At 64.1% G+C, this 20507-nt stretch carries 22 protein-coding genes; 19 read left to right on the forward strand and 3 right to left on the reverse strand.

Translation table 11 applies throughout. The features are described from left to right. The first annotated feature begins 6 nt into the window (after positions 1–6). From RP6297_RS05960 to aceA, 15 genes are all read left to right on the forward strand, one after another. Positions 7–222 carry a TOBE domain-containing protein gene (locus tag RP6297_RS05960; RefSeq protein ID WP_004626558.1) on the forward strand — a complete coding sequence of 72 codons (216 nt, stop codon included), beginning with the start codon at positions 7–9 and terminating at the stop codon, positions 220–222. 40 nt (positions 223–262) lie between these two features. After that, positions 263–1147 (forward strand): EAL domain-containing protein, encoded by an 885-nt coding sequence (locus RP6297_RS05965; protein ID WP_009238295.1) that lies wholly within the window; start codon positions 263–265, stop codon positions 1145–1147. Between the two features lie 10 nt (positions 1148–1157). After that, positions 1158–1832, forward strand: coding sequence for an RBBP9/YdeN family alpha/beta hydrolase (locus tag RP6297_RS05970; RefSeq protein WP_009238294.1), 675 nt, complete (start codon positions 1158–1160; stop codon positions 1830–1832). Between the two features lie 117 nt (positions 1833–1949). Further along, a complete protein-coding gene (gene cysT / locus RP6297_RS05975; RefSeq protein ID WP_009238293.1) occupies positions 1950–2864 on the forward strand; it encodes a sulfate ABC transporter permease subunit CysT in 915 nt (304 codons plus the stop codon). Between the two features lies 1 nt (position 2865). After that, positions 2866–3852, forward strand: a complete 987-nt coding sequence (gene cysW, locus RP6297_RS05980; RefSeq protein ID WP_009238292.1) for a sulfate ABC transporter permease subunit CysW — start codon at positions 2866–2868, stop codon at positions 3850–3852. After that, positions 3849–4958, forward strand: coding sequence for a sulfate/molybdate ABC transporter ATP-binding protein (locus RP6297_RS05985; protein ID WP_009238291.1), 1110 nt, complete (start codon positions 3849–3851; stop codon positions 4956–4958). Before cysW ends, RP6297_RS05985 begins: the two co-directional genes overlap by 4 nt. Positions 4959–4999: 41 nt before the next feature. Then, a complete protein-coding gene (locus RP6297_RS05990) occupies positions 5000–5959 on the forward strand; it encodes a CysB family HTH-type transcriptional regulator (RefSeq protein ID WP_009238290.1) in 960 nt (319 codons plus the stop codon). A gap of 128 nt (positions 5960–6087) precedes the next feature. After that, positions 6088–6399, forward strand: coding sequence for a 2TM domain-containing protein (locus RP6297_RS05995; RefSeq protein ID WP_009238289.1), 312 nt, complete (start codon positions 6088–6090; stop codon positions 6397–6399). Further along, complete coding sequence (locus RP6297_RS06000) at positions 6399–7661, forward strand: sensor histidine kinase (RefSeq protein ID WP_009238288.1); 1263 nt, start codon at positions 6399–6401, stop codon at positions 7659–7661. The genes RP6297_RS05995 and RP6297_RS06000 overlap by 1 nt, the downstream gene beginning before the upstream one ends. Before the next feature lie 3 nt (positions 7662–7664). Beyond that, complete coding sequence (locus RP6297_RS06005; protein WP_009238287.1) at positions 7665–8498, forward strand: LytR/AlgR family response regulator transcription factor; 834 nt, start codon at positions 7665–7667, stop codon at positions 8496–8498. A gap of 68 nt (positions 8499–8566) precedes the next feature. Then, positions 8567–10294: a thiamine pyrophosphate-binding protein gene (locus RP6297_RS06010; RefSeq protein WP_009238286.1), complete on the forward strand. Its 1728-nt coding sequence runs from the start codon at positions 8567–8569 to the stop codon at positions 10292–10294. 46 nt (positions 10295–10340) lie between these two features. Beyond that, entirely contained in the window at positions 10341–10838 is a 498-nt protein-coding gene (gene rraA / locus RP6297_RS06015; protein ID WP_009238285.1) for a ribonuclease E activity regulator RraA, read from the forward strand. Continuing rightward, positions 10835–11254 (forward strand): gamma-glutamylcyclotransferase family protein, encoded by a 420-nt coding sequence (locus RP6297_RS06020; RefSeq protein ID WP_009238284.1) that lies wholly within the window; start codon positions 10835–10837, stop codon positions 11252–11254. The genes rraA and RP6297_RS06020 overlap by 4 nt, the downstream gene beginning before the upstream one ends. A gap of 344 nt (positions 11255–11598) precedes the next feature. Continuing rightward, the gene (locus RP6297_RS06025; RefSeq protein ID WP_009238283.1) at positions 11599–11862 is read left to right on the forward strand and encodes a hypothetical protein; all 264 of its coding nucleotides are present in this window, start codon (positions 11599–11601) and stop codon (positions 11860–11862) included. A 394-nt stretch (positions 11863–12256) separates the two neighbouring features. Next, the gene (gene aceA / locus RP6297_RS06030; RefSeq protein ID WP_004626576.1) at positions 12257–13561 is read left to right on the forward strand and encodes an isocitrate lyase; all 1305 of its coding nucleotides are present in this window, start codon (positions 12257–12259) and stop codon (positions 13559–13561) included. A 167-nt stretch (positions 13562–13728) separates the two neighbouring features. Here aceA and RP6297_RS06035 read toward each other — a convergent pair whose 3' ends face one another. Then, positions 13729–14163 (reverse strand): universal stress protein, encoded by a 435-nt coding sequence (locus RP6297_RS06035; protein ID WP_009238282.1) that lies wholly within the window; start codon positions 14161–14163, stop codon positions 13729–13731. Between the two features lie 84 nt (positions 14164–14247). Next, positions 14248–15177 (reverse strand): LysR family transcriptional regulator, encoded by a 930-nt coding sequence (locus RP6297_RS06040; protein ID WP_004626580.1) that lies wholly within the window; start codon positions 15175–15177, stop codon positions 14248–14250. 218 nt (positions 15178–15395) lie between these two features. Between RP6297_RS06040 and RP6297_RS06045 the strand changes: the two genes are divergently transcribed. The 4 genes from RP6297_RS06045 to RP6297_RS06060 all read left to right on the forward strand — a co-directional run bounded on the left by RP6297_RS06045 (position 15396) and on the right by RP6297_RS06060 (position 20020). Further along, the gene (locus RP6297_RS06045; protein WP_009238281.1) at positions 15396–16094 is read left to right on the forward strand and encodes a haloacid dehalogenase type II; all 699 of its coding nucleotides are present in this window, start codon (positions 15396–15398) and stop codon (positions 16092–16094) included. An 85-nt stretch (positions 16095–16179) separates the two neighbouring features. Next, a complete protein-coding gene (aceB, locus tag RP6297_RS06050) occupies positions 16180–17760 on the forward strand; it encodes a malate synthase A (RefSeq protein ID WP_009238280.1) in 1581 nt (526 codons plus the stop codon). A gap of 241 nt (positions 17761–18001) precedes the next feature. Then, complete coding sequence (locus RP6297_RS06055) at positions 18002–18472, forward strand: SRPBCC family protein (protein ID WP_009238279.1); 471 nt, start codon at positions 18002–18004, stop codon at positions 18470–18472. A 90-nt stretch (positions 18473–18562) separates the two neighbouring features. Continuing rightward, complete coding sequence (locus RP6297_RS06060) at positions 18563–20020, forward strand: DHA2 family efflux MFS transporter permease subunit (protein ID WP_009238278.1); 1458 nt, start codon at positions 18563–18565, stop codon at positions 20018–20020. Positions 20021–20064: 44 nt separating this feature from the next. Here RP6297_RS06060 and RP6297_RS06065 read toward each other — a convergent pair whose 3' ends face one another. Then, complete coding sequence (locus RP6297_RS06065) at positions 20065–20334, reverse strand: acyl-CoA-binding protein (RefSeq protein WP_009238277.1); 270 nt, start codon at positions 20332–20334, stop codon at positions 20065–20067. Positions 20335–20507 lie beyond the last annotated feature (173 nt).

Here is a 20507-nt window from a genome sequence, read left to right on the forward strand (position 1 = left end):
AACATCATGAGCATCCAAGCGATTAACGTACGCAACCAGTTTCGCGGGCAGATCAAAGAGATCATCCGGGGCGACGTGCTCTCGGAGATCGACGTGGAGACCCCGGCCGGCATCGTCACCTCGGTCATCACCACGCGCTCGGTCGACAGCCTCGGCCTGAAGATCGGCAGCGAAGTGGTTGCGCTGGTGAAGGCGACTGAAGTCTCGATCGCCAAACTGTAAGGACGGGGAGGAGACGGCGACCCGACAAGGAGCCTCACCCATGAGCCTGATGCACACCACAGCACTCGCACAATTTCTCGGTACGCTGCCGAGCGCGCCCGCGCCAGATCGCCACTTGTGGCGTGATGCCACGGGCCGCGTGCAGGGTCAGTTCTTCCACTGCGCGCTCACCAGCCTGTTCGAACCGGTCTGGCAGCTTGCCGCCGATGGCGCCTTGACCCCTGCGGGCCACGAAGCCCTGATGCGCACCTGGACGCGCGACGGCGATCTGGGCCTGAACCCGTGGAAGGTGTTTTCGCTGGCGTCGGATGACAGCACGCTGGTCGAACTGGACCGCCTGTGCCGGCTGGTGCATACGCTCAACTATTTCTCGCGCACCGATGCGAGGCGACTGGTCGTCAATGTGCATGGCCGGTTGCTGGCGGCGGTGGCGGCCGACCACGGCAAGGCATTCCACCGTGCGGTGACGGTGCTGGGGCTGCACCCGGAGCAATTCGTCATCCAGGTGCCATCCACAGCCAATGACGATCTGGGGCTGCTGCTGTTTGTGGTCGATAACTACCGGCGCAACGGTTTTGCCGTGGCGGTGCAGGCATCGGACCCGGCGGAAGCCGGCGCGCTGCTCGTGCATGCCCGGCCCGCCTATCTGAAGCTCGATGCACGGCGCGACTGGCGTACACGAAACGTGGTGTCGCTGGCCGATTCCGCACGTGAGCTGGGCGTGACGCTGGCCTTGCGGCGTTGCGAGCGCCCAAGCGACCTGGAACTGGCACGCGCAGCGGGTATCACGTATGTGCAGGGCAGCATCCTGCCCGGCGCGGAATCGGAGCCGGAACCTGCGCCCACGCCACAGGTGGTGCCGATGGCGCAGGCCCCGCTGGTGCAACAGCAGCAAAGCGCCACCGGCCTTTCTCTGACGCAGTGAGCACGACCTCATGGCACGCAGCGCACCCGCAACCACATCGGACGCACCTGTCTGGCAATGGCCGGCAGACGCCGTCATCCTGACCGTTCCCGGTTTGCATGGCAGTGGCCCGGGTCACTGGCAGACACGGTGGGAGCAGCGCTTCCCGGCGTGGCGCCGGGTGGAGCAGGCCGATTGGTCAACGCCCGACTTGCCGCGCTGGTCCGCCCGTGTAGGCGAAGCGGTGCGAGCGGCGCTTGCAGAGCGTCCGCCCACGCGCAGCAAGCGCCCTGTGATTCTGGTCGCGCACAGCTTTGGCTGCCTGGCATCGTTGCATTGGGCGGTGCAGACCAAGGAAGCCGTGGCGGCGGTGTTGCTCGTCGCGCCTGCCGATCCGGACAAATTTGGTGTGCGGGATCTGCTCCCGGGCCGCACGCTGCCGTTCCCAGCCACCCTTATCGCCAGTCGAAACGACCCCTGGATGCCGCAAGGCAGCGCCATCGACTGGGCCGCGCGGTGGGGCACCGAGTTCATTGACGCTGGCGAGGCCGGCCATATCAACGCAGATTCGAATCTCGGTAATTGGAACGACGGCTTGGCAGTGCTCGATCGCCTGATCGGCAGAGCAAGTGCACAGGACACCACCCGCGACGGCGCCGACTGGCAAGCGCAATGGGATGTCTTACCGAGCACCCCTTATATCTAAAACGGTGATGCACATGCGCAAATATTCGTTTTCGTCATAAGAACAGTCCGCCACAATCGGTTCATCTGCAGATCGGCCGCAGTGTTGTGCGCTGCGGCCATTTTTATCGGTGCGCTGATGAGCCTGTCTTCCGCGTTTTCTCTCCCCAAGCGGCGTAAGCCCGCCAACGTGCTCCCGGGGTTCGGGCTGGCGCTGGGGTTCTCGCTCCTATACCTCGCGCTGATCGTCCTGATCCCGCTGTCGGCAACCGTCCTCAAGACGTTCACCATGACCTGGGACGCATTCTGGACGACAGTCACCGCACCGCGCGTGGTGGCGTCGTACAAGCTGACCTTTGGCGCATCGCTGATCGCTGCGGTAATCAACCTTGTCTTCGGGCTGATCGTGGCGTGGGTGCTGGTGCGCTACCGCTTTCCGGGCAAGCGGTTGATCGATGCGCTGGTCGACCTGCCGTTTGCGCTGCCGACTGCGGTGGCCGGCATTGCGCTGACCGCGTTGTATGCACCGAATGGCTGGATTGGCTCGCGGCTGGAACCGCTGGGGCTGAAGGTCGCGTTCACACCGCTGGGCATCGTGGTGGCGCTCACGTTCATCGGCTTGCCGTTTGTCGTGCGCACGGTGCAGCCGGTGCTCGAAGATCTGGAGACCGAACTGGAAGAGGCCGCTGCCAGCCTGGGTGCCACGCGCTGGCAGACCTTCATTCGCGTGATCCTGCCGACCTTGCTGCCTGCATTGCTGACCGGTTTCGCGCTGGCGTTTGCGCGTGCCACGGGCGAGTACGGCTCGGTCATCTTCATCGCCGGCAACATGCCGATGGTCTCCGAGATCACGCCGCTCATGATCTATTCGAAGCTGGAGCAGTTCGACTACGCGGGCGCCACGGCCATTGCCGTCGTCATGCTCGGCATCTCGTTCACGCTGCTGCTGGTGATCAACCTGCTGCAAGCCTGGACGCGCCGCCGCGGCAATCGCAACGACACCATCGAACGCGCCCCTGAACCTTCGACCGCCCACGCGGCAGCTGGAGCCTGACATGGCCGGTACTGTTTCCCGTCAACTTGGTCAGGCGCCCGCTGTGGGCCGCCGTGGCGCGACGGCTGAATCCGCCTGGGTGCGGGTCACGCTGATCCTCGTTTCGTTCGTGTTCCTGGCATTGTTTTTGTTCGTGCCGCTGGCGAGCGTGTTTGTCGAGGCGTTCAAGAAGGGCGTCGACGTCTATCTCGAAGCGCTGGTCGAGCCCGATGCGCTTTCGGCCATCTACCTGACGCTGACCACCGCAGCGATTGCCGTGCCGCTGAACGTGGTATTTGGCGTGGCAGCGGCATGGGCGATCGCCAAGTTCGAGTTTCGCGGCAAGAACCTGCTGCTCACGTTGATCGACTTGCCGTTTTCGGTATCGCCCGTCATTGCCGGCCTGATTTATGTGCTGCTGTTCGGTGCGCAGGGCTGGTTCGGGCCGTATCTGTCGGACCACGATTTCAAGGTCATCTTTGCCGTGCCCGGCATTGTGCTGGCCACCGTGTTCGTTACGTTTCCGTTTGTGGCGCGCGAGCTGATTCCGCTCATGCAGGCGCAGGGCAGCGAAGAGGAAGAGGCGGCCATCGTGCTCGGCGCTTCGGGCTGGCAGACGTTCTTTCGCGTGACGCTGCCGAACATCAAGTGGGGCTTGCTGTACGGCGTGATCCTCTGCAACGCGCGGGCGATGGGCGAGTTCGGCGCGGTGTCGGTGGTGTCGGGCCACATTCGCGGGCTGACCAACACGATGCCGCTGCACGTGGAAATTCTCTACAACGAATACAACTTTGCGGCCGCGTTTGCCGTGGCGTCGTTGCTGACGTTGCTGGCGCTCGTGACGCTGGCGCTGAAGACGCTGGTCGAATGGCGCAGCCGCCGCGAGCTGGCTGACGCAGATGCCGGCGTGGGCGAAGGCCCCGGCGCACGCGTCGCAGCGTCCTCGTCATCGTCGAATCCGAATTCGCACATCTCCGTGCAATCTCCGCTCGAAGGGAGCGCAGCATGAGCATCCAGGTTCAACACATCACCAAGCGCTTCGGCAATTTCGTTGCCCTCAACGATGTCTCGCTCGACTTCAAGCAGGGCGAGCTCACCGCGCTGCTGGGGCCCTCGGGCTGCGGCAAGACCACGCTGCTGCGCATCATCGCGGGCCTGGAGCATGCCGATTCGGGCAGCATTCATCTGAATGGTGAAGACGCATCGGACCAGCATGTGCGCGAGCGCCAGGTCGGCTTCGTGTTTCAGCACTACGCGCTGTTCAAGCACATGACGGTGTTCGAGAACGTGGCCTTTGGCCTGCGTGTGAAACCCCGCGCGCAGCGGCCGAGTGAAGCGCAGATCCGCGCGAAGGTGAAGGAGCTGCTGGAACTCGTGCAGCTGGATTGGCTGGCCGATCGCTACCCGCCGCAGCTCTCGGGCGGACAGCGCCAGCGGATCGCCTTGGCGCGTGCGTTGGCGGTGGAGCCGCGCGTGCTGCTGCTCGACGAGCCGTTCGGCGCGCTCGATGCCAAGGTGCGCAAGGAACTGCGACGCTGGCTGCGCCGCCTGCACGACGATCTGCATGTCACGAGCCTGTTCGTCACGCACGACCAGGAAGAGGCGCTGGAAGTGGCCGACAACGTGGTGCTGATGAACCGCGGCCAGGTGGAGCAGGTCGGTAGCCCCGCCGCGGTCTACAACACGCCGGCCACGCCGTTCGTCTACGGCTTCCTCGGCAACGTGAACCTGTTCCACGGCCGCCTGGAAGAGGGCGAGGGCGGCAGCGTGCTGCACGTGGGCGATTCGGCCATCGCCGTGCCGTCGGGCGGGGTGGATTCGTCCCGCGCCGATCAGGCGGTGGCTTTCGTGCGCCCGCACGAGATCGACCTGGAGCGCTATGCGCCGGGCGCCGAGGGCATTCCCGTGACGCTGCGCCGTGCGCTCACGCTGGGCGCCATCGCACAGCTTGAGCTGGAGCGCGAAGACACCGACGACATCATCGAAGTCTCCCTGCCCATCGAGCGCTTCCGCGCCGAGGGCTTCCGTGAAGGCGAAACGCTGGTGGTGCGCCCGCGCGCGATCCGCGTGTTCGCGCAAGGCAATGCACGGCCCGTCGCGCAAGCCGCCGTGTAACACGACGCTCCGACGACAACCAATACGAGAGGACACGAGCCATGAACTTCCAGCAACTGCGTTCCATCCGTGAGGCGGTGCGCCGCCAGTTCAACCTGACCGAGGTCGCCAACGCGCTGTACACGTCGCAGCCCGGCGTGTCGCGCCAGATTCGCGAGCTGGAGGATGAACTGGGCGTGGAGATTTTCGAGCGGTACGGCAAGCGCCTGACGGGCCTGACCGAACCGGGCCGGGAGATCGTCCGCATTGTCGAGCGCCTGCTGCTCGAGGCCGAAAACCTGCGCCAGGCCGGCGAGGAATTCTCCGGCCGACAATCGGGCCGCCTGACCGTGGCGACGACGCACACGCAAGCGCGCTATGCGCTGCCCAAGGTGGTGCAGTCGTTCCGCAAGGAATATCCGCACGTCACGCTGGCGCTGCAGGAAGCGTCGCCTTCGCACATCGTCGAGCTGCTGCTGACCGGGCAGGCCGATATCGGCATCGCCACCGAGGCGGTGGCCAACGAGCCGGGGCTGACGTCGTTCGAGGCGTACCGCTGGCGCCACGTGCTGGTAGTCAGCCCGGACCATCCGCTGACCAAGAACCCGCTCCCGACGTTGGAAGACGTGGCGCAATACCCGCTCATCACGTACGACGCCGGTTTTACGGGCCGACGCAACATCGACGCGGCATTTGCCAGTGCCGGCCTGCACCCCGAGATCGTGCTGACTGCCATGGACGCCGACGTGATCAAGACCTACGTGGCGCTGGACGTGGGCGTGGGCATCATCGCGTCGATGGCGTATGACGGACGCAAGGACGACAACCTTGTCTGCATCGGCGCGGACCATCTGTTCGAGCCGAATACCACGCGTGTGGCGGTGCGCCGTGGCGCGTACCTGCGTGGCTATGCGCACGACTTCATCGGGATGTTTGCGCCGCATCTGTCGCGCGAAACGGTAGCGGAGGCCGTGGCTTCGACGGTGGTGTCGCAGTCGGTGCGAGAGGTGCTGGCGGCGTAATCGTCCCGCCCTCGGGGCCGGCTGCGCGCCGTTCATCCGTCCAATCGCACCATTCGTCGCATCCGGATGGCGCCTGCCCAGGCGCCGTTTCTATACTGCGGACATCTTCGGCTCCATCAGAGACCGCCATGTCCGCCATGCCTTACACCCCGACTTCCCCATCCGCTGATTCCGACGAGGCGCTGCTGCGCCGCGCTCGACACCGCGCTGGCGCGCGCCTGGGGTTCGGCATTCATCTGCTGGCGTTTCTGGCCGTGAACGCCGGGCTGGCGGCGATTGCGCTGTCACACGGGCAATTCTGGTTTGTGTGGCCGCTGCTGGGCTGGGGCCTGGGCCTGGCCGCACACGGCCTGAGCCTGGCCTGGAGCCAGGGCAACGGTTACCAGCGCATGGTCGACCAGGAACTCGCCCGTTTGCGCGAGCAGGCCGGCCGCCGGTGATGCGGGAAACCCCACGCTTCAACGCCGGAGGACCGTCCGGTAAGATCGCCCGCATGTTCGCCAATGTGTCGTTCCCTTCGCTTGCCGATTGCCTGCGCCTGGTCCGGCGCTGGGTGATCCGCTACGCCGTCATCATCGTCATCAATACGCTGATTGCGGCGGTGCTTGCGTTCGGCATCCGGCCGGAAGAGACGTTCTGGAAAGACTTCATCTTCAGCCAGGCAATCGGGCTGTCGATGTTCTCGCTGATCGGCATCCCGCGCCACGTGCTGTGGGGAGACGGCCCGCCCAACAAGAAGATGTTTCCGTGGATCGTCGTGGGCGCAGTGCTGATCGGCGTGCCGCTGGGGCAGTGGATCGCGCGGACGATCCTGTGCCTGAACAACCCCAACGCGGAACCCTGGCGCGCCGACAGCCTGCGCATGAGCTTCATCATCGCCATGCTTGCCGCGCTCGGGGCAACGTATTATTACTGGTCGCGCGGCAAGCTGGCCGCATTGCAGCGCCAGGCTGCGCTCGATGCGCTGGAGCGGGAAGAAGCCGAGAAGCAGATGGTGCGTGCGCAACTGATGGCGCTGCAGGCGCAGATCGAACCGCACTTCCTGTTCAACTCGCTTGCGCACGTCGATGTGCTGATTGCGCGCGACCCGGCCGGCGCGCGGCGTCTGCTGCAGCATTTGATCGGCTTTCTGCGCAGCTCGCTCTCGCACGCACGTGCCGAGCAGTGCACGCTAGCGCAGGAATTTGCGCTGCTGCGCGCGTATCTCGACATCCAGGCGCTACGCTTCGGCAATCGCCTGCGTTTTTCATTGGCGCTGGACGATGCCATCGCCAACATCGTCATCCCGCCGATGCTGATTCAGCCGCTGGTGGAAAACGCCGTGGTGCACGGTATCGAGCCCGCACGCGAGGGCGGCGAGATCGCCTTGTCTGCGCGCCTGGCGGCCGGCAGCGAGGGCGAGCGGCTCGTGCTGGAAGTGCGCGATACGGGTATCGGCTTCGGCAACGATGGCACCAAGGGATCGGGGCTGGGCCTCACCCACGTGCGTGAACGCCTGTCGCGCTTGTTTGATGGCGATGCACGCCTGACGATCACGGAGACCGTTCCGCACGGCGTGACGATCATTGTCGAGCTGCCGTTGGCGCACGAAACCGCACGCGCGCCGTCCCAGCCCGACGCGCCGGAATGGCGTTGCCGCTTCTCCCGCTCAACCGCCAACGCCACCGGCGCGCTTTCTTCGCGCGCGTCCGCCGGAGCCTGACCGATGCCTGCTTCCCCCCGCGTGCTCATCGCCGACGACGAACCCGCACTGGCTGAAAACCTCGTCGCTGAACTGGCGGCGCTATGGCCCGAGGCCACGTTGCTGCCGGCCGTGCACGACGGTCAGTCCGCTCTCGACGTGATTGACGACGCGGCCGACGGGCAGGGGCCCGATGTGGTCTTTCTCGATATCCGCATGCCGGGGTTGTCGGGCATTGATGTGGCGCGCGAGCTATCGCAGCGGGATGTGCGTCCGCTGGTGGTGTTCGTCACCGCGTATGACCAGTTCGCGCTCGATGCCTTCGAGCAGGCCGCGGTCGACTACGTGCTCAAGCCCGTGCAGACCGAGCGCCTAGCCGAGACCGTCAGGCGGCTGAAGGACCGGCTCGGCACGCGCCCGAACGGCAACGCCGACGCCCTTGCCATGAACCCCGCGCAGACGCTGGCAGAACTCGTCGAGCGCCTTGCCGGCCTGCAGGGCGCTGCCCAAACCCGAGCCACGCCGCAGGGCGGCTATCTGCGCTTCATCAAGGCGCTGGTCGGGCAGGAGGTGCGCTTTATCCCCGTGGATGACGTGATCTATCTGGAAGCGACCGACAAGTACGTCAACGTGGTTTCGGCCAGCGGCGAATCCCTCATCCGCACCAGCCTGCGTGACCTGCTGACGCAGCTCGACCCCGAGCACTTCTGGCAGGTGCACCGCGGCACGGTGGTCAACGTGGCGCATGTGTCGAGCGCGGTGCATCTGTCGCTGGGCCGCTTGGGGCTGAAGATACGCGGACGCACCGAGACGCTGCCCGTCGCGCGGCAATACGCACATTTGTTCCGCCAGATGTAGTCGCCGCGGCGGCGCGTTCCGCTATGATCCATTGTGTCGTCAACGGATCGAGAGCGCGAGCACCCGCCATGGAGACACCAGCCGCACGCCCTGCCAGCCTTGTCGTTGAGCCCCGCCACGGCGGCCAGATCCTTGTGGATGCACTGCTGGCCCACGGCGTCGACATGGCCTTCGGCGTGCCCGGCGAGAGCTACCTGTCGGTGCTCGAAGGCTTCTACCAGCGCCGCGACCGCGCCCGCTTCATCGTCTGCCGGCAAGAGGGCGGCGCGGCCAACATGGCGGATGCGTACGGCAAGCTCACCGGGCGCCCCGGCATCGTCTTCTGCACGCGCGGGCCGGGCGCCACCAACGCCAGCATTGGCGTACACACTGGGTTTCAAGACTCCACGCCGCTGATCCTGTTTATCGGGCAGGTCGGCCGCGATTTCGTCGACCGCGAAGCATTTCAGGAAATCGACTACCGCCGCATGTTCGGCCAGATGGCCAAGTGGGTCGCGCAGATCGATAGCGTCGAACGCATCCCCGAATACATCGCACGCGCCTTCCAGACTGCCACCGCCGGGCGTCCCGGCCCCGTGGTGCTGGCGTTGCCCGAAGACATGCTGACCGACGTTGCGACCGTGCCGGATGTGCCGCCCGAGTTTGCAACGAAAGCTCGCGTGATGGCTTGGCCCGGCCCGCGTGATCTTGCCCAACTGAAGACGCTGCTGCAGGACGCCGAGCGCCCGATGCTGCTGCTGGGCGGTTCCGGCTGGACGCCGCAAGCCGCCGCCCGCATGCAGGCCTTTGCCGAGCGCTGGAATCTGCCCGCAGGCTGCGTGTTCCGTCGGCAAGACCTGTTCGACAACCGCCACCCGAATTACGCCGGTGATGTCGGTATCGCCATCAATCCGAAGCTGGCGGCGCGCGTGAAAGACGCCGACGTCGTGCTCGCCATCGGCACACGCCTGGGCGAGATGACGACCTCGGGCTACACGCTCTTCGATGTGCCCCGCCCGAAGCAGACGCTCGTCCACGTGCATGCCGGCGCGGAAGAGTTGGGGCGTATCTACCAGGCCGATCTGATGATCCACGCCTCGATGCCGGCGATTGCCGAGGCGCTGGATGGCGTGTCGCCGGATGCGCCGCCGCGTTGGTCCGCCTGGACAGAAGCCGCCAACGCCGACTACCGCGCCAACATCGCGCCGCCGCCGTTCGGTGGCAAGGGCATCGACATGGCCCGCGCCATGCAGTGGCTGCGCGAGCGCCTGCCGCAGAACAGCATCCTGACCAACGGCGCAGGCAACTACGCCACGTGGCTGCATCGCTTCTACCAATATGGCCCGCTGGCGGCCGGCTCGCGTACGCAGCTTGCGCCAACCAGCGGGGCGATGGGTTACGGCGCGCCGGCTGCGGTGGCGGCCAAGATCGTCTGCCCCGACACGCCCGTCATCTGCATGGCTGGCGACGGCTGCTTCCTGATGAACGGCCAGGAGCTGGCGACCGCCATGCAGTACAACGCGCCGGTGATCTTTATCGTGGTCAACAACGGCATGTACGGCACCATCCGCATGCACCAGGAGCGCGAGTATCCCGAGCACGTCAGCGGTACGGAGCTGCGCAACCCGGACTTCGCCGCGCTCGCGAGAGCCTACGGCGCTGAAGGGCACACGGTGCGCTCGCTCGAAGGCTTCCAGTCGGCGGTGGAGGCCGCGTTGACGGCAAGCGTTGCCACCGTCATCGAAGTGCAGACCGATCCGAACATCATCAGCCCACGCGCGACGATCGATTCGTTGCGCGCGCAGTCACGCAGTTGATTCCGCTTTCATTTTTCGTTTTCGCCAACGCCATTCACCCATTGCCATGACGATGATTCCTGTAACCGACCTGTGCGACATGCACGAAGACAAGCTGGTGTACGGCAGCCTGCGTGTGCTCGCGCCGGTGTTCCGCAGCTTTGGCAAGCGCGCTGCATTTGCCGGCCCGGCTTCCACGCTCAAGGTGTTCGAAGACAACGGCCTGGTACGCGCCGCGCTGGAAGAACAGGGCGCGGGCCGCGTGCTGGTGATCGACGGCGGCGGCTCATTGCGCTGCGCCCTGGTGGGCGGCAACCTCGGCAAGCTGGCCGAAGAGAACGGTTGGGAAGGCATTCTGCTCAACGGCTGCGTGCGCGATACGCGCGAGCTGGCCGAATGCAACGTCGGCATCCACGCCCTGGCCGTGCACCCGCGCAAGAGCATCAAGAAGAACGCCGGGCAGCGCGAAGTCGGCGTGCAGATGCCGGGTGCGTACATCCAGTCCGGCGAGTGGATCTATGCCGACGAAGACGGCGTGCTCGTTTCGCAGGACATGCTCGAATGACCCGCGCCAATGCCATCCACGTATTCGTCTACGGCACGCTGCGGGCCGGTGAGGCGAATGATTTGCGCGTTGCCGCGGCCAAGCGCGGCATTCCCGAACCGGAACTGCTCGGTACCGCCACGTTGCACGGCCGTCTGTACGACTTTGGTGCGTACCCCGGCCTCGTGCTCGACCCGACCGGCACCGCCGTACGTGGCGATGTATATCGCATCGATGCGGCGCTCGTTCCGGTGCTGGACGAGATCGAAGAGGTCTACCCGGGCGGGGACGCGCTGTTCCTGCGCGAGAATCACCCCGTCATGCTGGGCAGCGAACCGGTCGACTGCATTGTCTATCCGGTCAGCCCGCAGCACATTGCCGGGCGGCCCGTCATCACGGGCGGGGATTGGGTGGCGCATCGCTTGTCTCGAGGCTGATTCCGATTTTGAGGGGCAGGGGCGCGCGATATAATTCGCGCGCTGTTCATTCGAGCAGCCGGGTTTAGCAGCCCACCAGATGTGCCATCTAGACGGACAATGTCCGGTGCTTGTGCACGCCTATGCTTCATGGCGGGCCGGGCGGTGAGACCTTCGGGTCTGCCGGTTTCTAGATGGCCGGTCTGCTAACGCCGTCGTCAGGCCCGCCACCCTCGTTTAGCAGCGAGCGGCTGGCCTCTTCATCTAGGAGACGTCATGTCTATCGCATCAAGCGGGCATCGCCCCGCGTCTTATCCCTCCCCACCGTCTTGCATCCCCTGGCATCCGCTTTACGGAGGTGCACGTTGAACGCGCTTTGGCACTACCAATCTGGCGCCCTCGCCGCCAAGGATTTTCTTTGCCGTACGCATATTGATACGCGTGCCGGCCGACCCTTCGTGGCCATGCGGTTGCGCTCGAAAATCGACGGCATCACGCATGCACTGCCGCGCGAGTTTCGGGCCGGTTTCATCGATGCGATTTATCTGTTCGTAACAGCGGCCCTGCGGGGCAAGGCGCCGGATCTTCTGCAATGGGATGTGTTGGCGGACTTAGAGCGCCCGTCCTGAGCGCACACGCGATCATCACCATCCCGAACGCCGCACCTGCGGCGTTTTTTGTGGCACCGCGATGTGATGCAGAGATATCCACGATTTTTCATAATGCGGAAAGAGGTTTTGGTCCGCAAAAATTCGCACCGCGCGGCAGCATCCCTGCCTTTCATGATAGAAAAAATCTTTCCGTATCATGAAATATTGTTCATAAGTATTTGAAAAATAACGAATAAAAAGTTTTGCCTGTACACATGTTCTCCTTGTTGCGCTGCACCCGCCCTTTCTAAACTCTTATATAAGACATATGACTTAAGCCAACCAGCAGCGCCCCAAGAAGGCGCCAGCGGCTCAAGGCGCAGAGTGAGATACCGGTTTTTATTTGATGGATGCGATCAAACAGGAGAGTGCGATGTCACGCGAACTCGAAGTGCAAAAGCTGCAGAAGGAATGGGATACCAACCCGCGTTGGAAGGGCATCAAGCGCGGTTACACCGCTGAAGATGTCGTGCGCCTGCGTGGTTCGCTGCAGATTGAACACACGCTGGCCAAGCGTGGTGCCGAAAAGCTGTGGAACCTGATCAACAACGAACCCTTCGTCAACGCCCTGGGCGCACTGACGGGCAACCAGGCTATGCAACAGGTCAAGGCTGGTCTGAAGGCGATCTATCTGTCGGGCTGGCAGGTTGCGGGTGATGCCAACAGCAACGGCGAGATGTATCCGGATCAGTCGCTGTACTCGGTGGATTCGGTGCCCAAGGTCGTCAAGAAGATCAACAACACGTTCCAACGCGCTGACCAGATCCAGTGGTCGGAAGGCAAGGACGACATCGACTTCTTCGCCCCGATCGTGGCCGATGCAGAAGCCGGTTTCGGCGGCGTGCTGAACGCGTTCGAACTGATGAAGGCCATGATCGAGGCCGGTGCGGCCGGCGTGCACTTTGAGGACCAGTTGGCCGCCGTGAAGAAGTGCGGCCACATGGGCGGCAAGGTTCTGGTGCCGACCCGTGAAGCCGTGAGCAAGCTCGTCGCCGCGCGTCTGGCTGCCGACGTGATGGGCGTGCCGACCGTGCTGATCGCCCGTACCGACGCGGAAGCTGCCGACTTGCTGACCACCGATGTGGACGAGAACGACAAGCCGTTCTGCACCGGCGAGCGCACCGTCGAAGGCTTCTACCGTACCAAGCCGGGTCTGCAGCAGGCCATCTCTCGTGGGTTGGCGTATGCGGAAGTGGCCGACCTCGTGTGGTGCGAAACCGGCAAGCCGGATCTCGAATACGCCAAGAAGTTTGCCGAAGCCATTCATGCCAAGTTCCCGGGCAAGATGCTGGCCTACAACTGCTCGCCGTCGTTCAATTGGAAGAAGAACCTGGACGACGTGACGATCGCCCGCTTCCAGAAGGAACTTGGCGCGATGGGCTACAAGTTCCAGTTCATCACGCTGGCCGGTTTCCACGCCCTCAACTACTCGATGTTCAACCTGGCATACGGCTATGCCCGCAACCAGATGAGCGCGTTCGTGGAGCTGCAGGAAGCCGAATTCAAGGCGGCGGAAAAGGGCTTCACCGCGGTGAAGCACCAGCGCGAAGTCGGCACGGGCTACTTCGATGCCGTGACGCAGACCATCGAGCGCGAGGCGTCGACCACGGCGCTCAAGGGCTCGACCGAAGACGAACAATTCTTCGAAGAAACGGCGCAAGCCAAGAAGGTTGCCTGAGGCTGCCGACGCATCCGGCACCTGGGTACCTGGGCCGGCCGTGCTGACCACACGCCGGCCTCTCAAACCGCGCTCCCTCAACGGCGCGGTTTTTTTTCGTCTTGGCCGATAGAAAAAGAGAAGCCGCCCGGGGCGGGGCGGCTTGCGTAGCGGGAGCGCCGGAGGCTTCAGCGATAGACGATCACCGGAATCTCGGTATGCGTCAGCACCTTCTGCGTTTCGCTGCCAAGCAGCAGCCCGGCCAACCCGCGCCGGCCGTGCGAGGCCATGAAGATGACGTCGCAGCCATGGCGTTCGGCCGCGTCGATGATGCCCATGTACGGGACGGCGAAGCAGCTCATGTCGGTGTCGCAGCGGATGCCGGCGCTGACGGCGGCGTCCTCCACGTCCTTGAGCACCACGTGGGCCTGCGCTTCGACCCGTTCCTTGAACGCCTGCGGTGTCTCCACGACGATCTCGGAAAATGGCGTGTAGGGGTATTCCTCAAGGCAGGTGTAGGCCGTCAGGCGCGCGCCCAGCGTCTTGGCAAAGTCGAGCGCGCCCGCCACCGCCTTGCGCGACAGCTCGGAACCATCGGTGGGGATGAGGATGTGCTGGAACATGCGGCCTCCTGAGGTGGGATGCGGGAAGACGTTCTTGTCTTGATTGTAGGCCGCATGCGGCGTTTCACCCACTCGGGGTGATTGCTAATCCATCCCGATCAAGGCGTCTGCCCGGCGCCAGTAGGCCGGGTTGCCATACGTGTTCTTTAGAAAATCGATAAAAAGACGCACGCGCAGCGGCAGATGCTTGCGCTGCGGAAACACCGCATGGATGCCAATCGGCGGCGCTTCAAAGGCATCGAGCACCGTGACCAGCTTGCCCGTGGCAATGTCGTGTCCGACCTCCCACCATGAGCGCCACGCCAGGCCATAGCCTTGCAGGCACCACTCGCGCAGCACGGCGCCGTCGGTGCATTCCATCGTGCCCGACACCTTGACGGTGACGGCCTTGCCGCCTTGCTGGAAGACCCAGCCGCGCTGCACGTTGGCACTGGCGCCAAAGGCCAGACAGTTGTGCGTCGAAAGCTGCTCCACCTGCGTTGGAACGCCGCGGCGCTCCAGGTACGACGGCGCAGCCACCACCACGCGGCGGTTTTCCCACAGGCGGATCGAAACGAGGCTCGAATCGGGCAGGTCGCCCAGGCGGATCGCGCAATCGAAGCCTTCGTTGACCAGGTCGACGACACGGTCGCCCAGGTCCAGCGTCATCGAGACATCGGGATGCGTCTCGATGAAGTCCGGCACCATCGGCGCGACATGGCGGCGGCCAAAACCGGCCGGGGCGGTCACGCGCAGGTGCCCGCTGGCTTTTACGCCACCGGCCGAGACGCTGGCCTCGGCGTTGTGCAGGTCATTGAGAATACGTTGGCAATCTTCCAGGAACGCCGATCCCTCGAACGTGAGGGTGATGCGCCGCGTGGTGCGCACGAGCAGCTTTACGCCCAGGCGCTCCTCCAGCGCGTCGATGCGGCGCCCGATGATGGCAGGCGCCACGCCCTCCGCGGCGGCGGCGGCGGACAAGCTGCCGCGTGTGGCGACGGCGACAAAGGTTTCGAGCTGCTTGAAATGATCCATGCCTAATGTATACCGTGGCAACCGGGGCCTGCGGGATTGTGACGAATATAAAGGTTATCACTCGCCATTCCATTGGTAAAAGTTAAAGATCAAGTGACCATTGCCGTCTTTGTGCGGTGCGTCAGCTTTTCTACAATGGCCCTCGTTGCGAAGGTCGGCAAGGCGTTCTGCGTAATGGAACGTTCGAGCGCGTGGCCTTCGGGTCCGTGGAGCTTCTGATGCGTTCGATTCGCGCAGTGGTGTTTGATGCCTATGGCACGTTGTTCGACGTGTATTGCGTGGCCGCGCGCGCCGAGCAACTGTTTGCCGGCAAGGGCGAAGCACTGTCGGTCCTGTGGCGCGACAAGCAGATCGACTACACGCGCATCCGTTCGCTGGCCGGCCCTTCGGGCGAACACTACAAGCCGTTCTGGGACATCACCGTCGATGCGCTGCGCTATGCGGCGGCGCGCCTGGGCGTAGAGCTATCCGCCCACGACGAAGCCACGCTGATGCGTGAATATGCGTGTCTGTCGGCGTTTCCCGAGAATGTGCCTGCGCTGCGCCGCCTGCGCGAGATGGGGCTGCCGCTGGGCATCCTCTCCAACGGCAACCCGCAGATGCTCGACATTGCCGTGAAGAGTGCCGGCATGTCCGGGCTGTTCGATCACGTGCTGTCGGTCGACGCGGTCAAGCTCTACAAGACCGCGCCGCAGGCCTATGCGCTGGCGCCACAAGCGTTTGGTGTGCCGGCGGAACAGATTCTGTTTGTCTCGTCCAATGGCTGGGATGCCTGCGGCGCGACGTGGTACGGCTTCACAACATTCTGGATCAACCGCCTGGGGCATCCGCCCGAGGCACTCGACGTGGCGCCTACCGCGGCCGGCCACGATATGCGCGATCTGCTGCAGTTCGTGCAGGCAACACAAGCGACGTAAGGCATTGCATTGAATCGGCCCAGCCATAGGGCCAAAGTAAGACCAAAGCGCGTTCAACCCTCACATCATCCTCTGGAGAACAACCATGGCGCTCACGCTGCCCCAAGGCATGGAGATCAAGGCTGAGATTCTGCCGGCCTATGAAGACATTCTGACCCCCGAAGCGCTGGCGCTGGTCGCCAAGCTGCACCGTGCTTTCCAGCCGCGTCGTAAAGAGCTGCTGGCTGCCCGTGTCGAGCGCGCCAAGCGCCTGGATGCCGGCGAGCGCCCGGATTTCCTGCCGGAGACAAAGGCCGTGCGTGAGGGCGACTGGAAAGTTGCTCCGATCCCGCCGGCACTGCATTGCCGCCGCGTGGAAATCACCGGCCCGGTCGATGCCAAGATGGTCATCAACGCGTTCAACTCGGGCGCGGACAGCTACATGACCGACTTCGAAGATTCGAATTCGCCGAGCTGGCACAACCAGATCCAGGGCCAGGTCAACCTGAAGGCTGCCATTCGCCGCACGCTCACGCTGGAGCAGAACGGCAAGACCTACAAGCTCAACGACAAGATCGCCACGCTGCAGGTGCGTCCGCGCGGCTGGCACCTGGACGAGAAGCATGTGCTGATCGACGGCGAGCGCGTGTCGGGCGGCATCTTCGACTTTGCGCTGTTCCTGTTCCACAACGCCAAGGAGCAGATCGCGCGCGGCGCCGGCCCGTTCTTCTACCTGCCGAAGATGGAAAGCCATCTGGAAGCGCGTCTGTGGAACGACATCTTCGTGATGGCGCAGAACGAGATCGGCCTGCCGCAGGGCACGATCAAGGCCACCGTGCTGATCGAAACCATCCTCGCCGCGTTCGAGATGGAAGAAATCCTGTACGAACTGCGCGAGCACAGCGCAGGCCTGAACGCCGGCCGTTGGGACTACATCTTCTCGTGCATCAAGAAGTTCAAGGTCGACAAGAACTTCTGCCTGGCCGACCGAGCCAAGGTGACGATGACCTCGCCGTTCATGCGCGCCTACGCGCTGCTGCTGCTCAAGACCTGCCACAAGCGCGGTGCGCCCGCAATCGGCGGCATGAGCGCGCTGATCCCGATCAAGAACGATCCGGAGAAGAACGCCATCGCCATGGCCGGCATCATCAACGACAAGAAGCGCGACGCGACCGACGGCTACGACGGCGGCTGGGTGGCGCACCCGGGCCTGGTCGAGCCGGCCATGAAGGAATTCGTGGCAGTGCTGGGCGAGAAGCCGAACCAGTTCGAGAAGCAACGCCCGGACGTGGAAGTGAAGGCTGCGGACCTGCTGGACTTCCAGCCGGAAACGCCGATCACCGAAGGTGGCCTGCGCATGAACATCAACGTCGGCATCCACTACCTGGGTGCCTGGCTGGCCGGCAACGGTTGCGTGCCTATCCACAACCTGATGGAAGATGCCGCCACGGCGGAAATCTCCCGCTCCCAGGTGTGGCAGTGGATCCGCTCGCCGAAGGGCAAGCTGGAAGACGGCACCAAGGTCACGGCTGAACTGGTGCGCAAGCTGATCCCGGAAGAATTGGCCAAGGTGAAGGAGACGGGCGCGGTGGGCCACTTTGATCGCGCTGCAGAAATCTTCGAACAGATGTCGACGTCGGAAGACTTTGCCGAATTCCTGACACTGCCGCTGTACGAAGAAATCTAAAAAAATCGCTCACGGTCCTACTGCGCGCCCCGTTTTTGGCTCTGCGATGCTCGCCGTACTCATGTACGGCTGCGCTTCTCGCGCCAACCTCGGGTCGCTCGCTGCGGACCGTGAACGATTTTTACGCGACGCTTAAAGCGCGCAACGGAAACGCCGGCTGGGGCAACCCGCCGGCGTATTTTCATTTGGCGGAGGCAGGCGAAGCCGCGCGATAATGTCACGAAATCTTGCGGAGGCCGCTTTGCGCTTTGAACACCTGGTGGAAGTCAACGATCCACTGAACCCCCTCATCGACACGCTCACCCTGAACCAGATCTGGCAAGGCCTGGTGCTGCGCGTGCGCGAGCAAACCGAATTTGTCGAAAGCCTGGACGCATGCATCATCACCGCTGAAGGTGACGGCTGGGTCGAGCGCGAACTCGTCTTCGGCAAGGCGCGCATCCAGGATCGCGTGACGCTCGAGCCGCACAAGCGTGTGACCTACACCACGGCAGCCACCGGCGAACACGCCGGCGGGTCGCTGACGATGACAATCGAGAGCAACGAGGCCAACGCCGCGTTCATCCGCTTCGTCTACGACACGACGCTGCCCAATGCCGACGAAACCGGCGACACGCGCTACGCCGAGATCGTCAAATCCGCCTACCGCGAATCCGACATCGACACCGTACGCCGCATCCGGGAGATCGCCGCCACCGGCCGCCTCGGCTGACGTGTCCAGCCCGGCGGGCGCTGGAGGAGGCGCCCGCCGGGTTTGCTCTGCTTGCACCCTGGTCGTCTCACACATCACGACAACGAGACCATGACGACATTCACGCCCACCTTGGAGGCGCTGCGCGCACGTTACGGCGAGCGCTTCAAGTGGCTCGTGCTCTTCACGCTGATGGTGGGCGCGGTGTCGTCCGTCATCTCGGCCACCATCGTCAACGTGGCGATTCCCGATCTGAGCCGGCATTTCGTGCTCGGGCAGGAACGCGCGCAGTGGGTGTCGGCCAGCTTCATGGTGGCGATGACGCTGTCGATGTTGCTCACACCGTGGCTGCTGTTGCGTTTCGGGCTGCGTCGTACGTTTATCGGCGCGTTGCTGCTGCTGGGCGTCGGCGGGCTCGCGGGCGGCCTGTCGCCCAATTACGAAGTGATGATCGCCATGCGCGTCGTGGAAGGGGTTGCGGCCGGCATCATGCAGCCGCTGCCCAACATCCTGATCCTGCGCGTGTTTCCCGAGCGGGAGCAGGGCAAGGCGTTCGGCCTGTTCGGCTTTGGCGTCGTGCTGGCGCCGGCCGTGGGCCCGAGCGTGGGCGGTTTCCTGGTGGAGCTGTTCGGCTGGCGCTCGATCTTCTTCGTGGTGATGCCGTTCACGCTGATCGGCTGGGCGATGGCGCGGCGCTTCATGGCCATCAATTCGTCGATGGCGGGCGAGCCCAAACCGCTCGATTGGCGTGGCCTGCTGCTGATCGGTGGTGCGACCGTCACGCTGCTCAACGGACTGGTTGCGCTGCATGGCGACGCGACGCGCGGGATCGCGCTCATGCTCGTCTCGGCCGTGTGCCTGGCGGGCTTCGTGTTCTGGCAGCGGCGGGTGGAGTCGCCGTTGCTGAACCTGCGGCTGTTCAGCTACCGGCAGTTTGCGATGGGGGCGGTCGTGGCCTTCATCTACGGGGCAGGGCTCTACGGTTCGACGTACCTCGTGCCGGTGTATATGCAGGTGGCGTTGGCCTATGCGCCGTCGCGCGCCGGACTGGTGCTGCTGCCGGCCGGCCTGGTGCTGGCTGTGACGATCATGCTCGCCGGGCGGCTCACCAATCGCATCGAGCCTTTCCGACTGGTGTCGTTCGGGCTGGCGGCCCTGGCGCTGTCGTTCTTCCTGATGGCCACCAACACCCGGGCAACGAGCTATCTGCTGCTGATCGCCATCGCCGTCATCGGGCGGGTTGGGCTCGGTTTCGTGCTGCCATCGCTGAGCCTTGGCGCCATGCGCGGTGTTGATTTCACGTTGATCGCGCAAGGCTCCAGCGCCGTCAATTTCCTGCGCCAATTGGGCGGGGCGATCGGCGTGTCGGCTACGGGCATTTTTCTGCAATGGCGGCTCGCCACGCGCGGTATCGAAACCGTGCATGGCGCCGCGGTCGACCCCGACGCGCGCATCCTGGCCTTCGACGAGACGTTCGTCTTTCTCGGCACGTTGTGCGCGCTGGCCGTGCTGGCCGCGTGGCGCATGCGTCGCCGGGCGCTGCCGTCCGTCATTCCTGCGGCGCAATAAAAAACCGGGCGCTGGGCCCGGTTCTTCGTCTGGCGATTTAGCGATCAGGTCGTTGCGCCGCTCTTCAGTTCTTCGACGAGGTCGATGTACTTTTGCTTGGCTTCGTCCTGCAATGTGCCTTTCAGGCCTTCCCACGCCTCAAACTTGTAGCGGCCTACGATGTCGGTAAAGCCCGGCTTGTCGCCATGCGCGTCGCCTTCGGCGCCTTGCTTGTACAGCGCGTACAGGCGCAGCAGCGTCATGTTGGCGGGGCGCTCGGAGAGGCCCTTGACGTCGATTTGGGCTTGGTCGAAACGGGCTTGCAGGTCGCTCATGATGATTCCCGGCTGAAAACAATGGTCTGGCGATGATAGCGCCGGGGTTGGGCGGTCGGGCCGTTTGAATTCGAGGACGGCTTCGGTTTTCTGCACGATGTTTGGCCCGGTTTCCCGAGGCGCAGCCACGGGTTTGCGCATTCAGGCGCCACACCAGCCGTTACAATGCCGCC

This window comes from Ralstonia pickettii, assembly GCF_016466415.2.
Taxonomy (GTDB): Bacteria; Pseudomonadota; Gammaproteobacteria; order Burkholderiales; family Burkholderiaceae; genus Ralstonia; species Ralstonia pickettii.

Bases quoted from the DNA above. Each gene is read 5' to 3' on its own strand.
- RP6297_RS05960 (WP_004626558.1), top strand. From the start codon at position 7: ATGAGCATCCAAGCGATTAACGTACGCAACCAGTTTCGCGGGCAGATC.
- RP6297_RS05965 (WP_009238295.1), top strand. From the start codon at position 263: ATGAGCCTGATGCACACCACAGCACTCGCACAATTTCTCGGTACGCTG.
- RP6297_RS05970 (WP_009238294.1), top strand. From the start codon at position 1,158: ATGGCACGCAGCGCACCCGCAACCACATCGGACGCACCTGTCTGGCAA.
- cysT (WP_009238293.1), top strand. From the start codon at position 1,950: ATGAGCCTGTCTTCCGCGTTTTCTCTCCCCAAGCGGCGTAAGCCCGCC.
- cysW (WP_009238292.1), top strand. From the start codon at position 2,866: ATGGCCGGTACTGTTTCCCGTCAACTTGGTCAGGCGCCCGCTGTGGGC.
- RP6297_RS05985 (WP_009238291.1), top strand. From the start codon at position 3,849: ATGAGCATCCAGGTTCAACACATCACCAAGCGCTTCGGCAATTTCGTT.
- RP6297_RS05990 (WP_009238290.1), top strand. From the start codon at position 5,000: ATGAACTTCCAGCAACTGCGTTCCATCCGTGAGGCGGTGCGCCGCCAG.
- RP6297_RS05995 (WP_009238289.1), top strand. From the start codon at position 6,088: ATGTCCGCCATGCCTTACACCCCGACTTCCCCATCCGCTGATTCCGAC.
- RP6297_RS06000 (WP_009238288.1), top strand. From the start codon at position 6,399: ATGCGGGAAACCCCACGCTTCAACGCCGGAGGACCGTCCGGTAAGATC.
- RP6297_RS06005 (WP_009238287.1), top strand. From the start codon at position 7,665: ATGCCTGCTTCCCCCCGCGTGCTCATCGCCGACGACGAACCCGCACTG.
- RP6297_RS06010 (WP_009238286.1), top strand. From the start codon at position 8,567: ATGGAGACACCAGCCGCACGCCCTGCCAGCCTTGTCGTTGAGCCCCGC.
- rraA (WP_009238285.1), top strand. From the start codon at position 10,341: ATGACGATGATTCCTGTAACCGACCTGTGCGACATGCACGAAGACAAG.
- RP6297_RS06020 (WP_009238284.1), top strand. From the start codon at position 10,835: ATGACCCGCGCCAATGCCATCCACGTATTCGTCTACGGCACGCTGCGG.
- aceA (WP_004626576.1), top strand. From the start codon at position 12,257: ATGTCACGCGAACTCGAAGTGCAAAAGCTGCAGAAGGAATGGGATACC.
- RP6297_RS06035 (WP_009238282.1), bottom strand. From the start codon at position 14,163: ATGTTCCAGCACATCCTCATCCCCACCGATGGTTCCGAGCTGTCGCGC.
- RP6297_RS06040 (WP_004626580.1), bottom strand. From the start codon at position 15,177: ATGGATCATTTCAAGCAGCTCGAAACCTTTGTCGCCGTCGCCACACGC.
- RP6297_RS06045 (WP_009238281.1), top strand. From the start codon at position 15,396: ATGCGTTCGATTCGCGCAGTGGTGTTTGATGCCTATGGCACGTTGTTC.
- aceB (WP_009238280.1), top strand. From the start codon at position 16,180: ATGGCGCTCACGCTGCCCCAAGGCATGGAGATCAAGGCTGAGATTCTG.
- RP6297_RS06060 (WP_009238278.1), top strand. From the start codon at position 18,563: ATGACGACATTCACGCCCACCTTGGAGGCGCTGCGCGCACGTTACGGC.
- RP6297_RS06065 (WP_009238277.1), bottom strand. From the start codon at position 20,334: ATGAGCGACCTGCAAGCCCGTTTCGACCAAGCCCAAATCGACGTCAAG.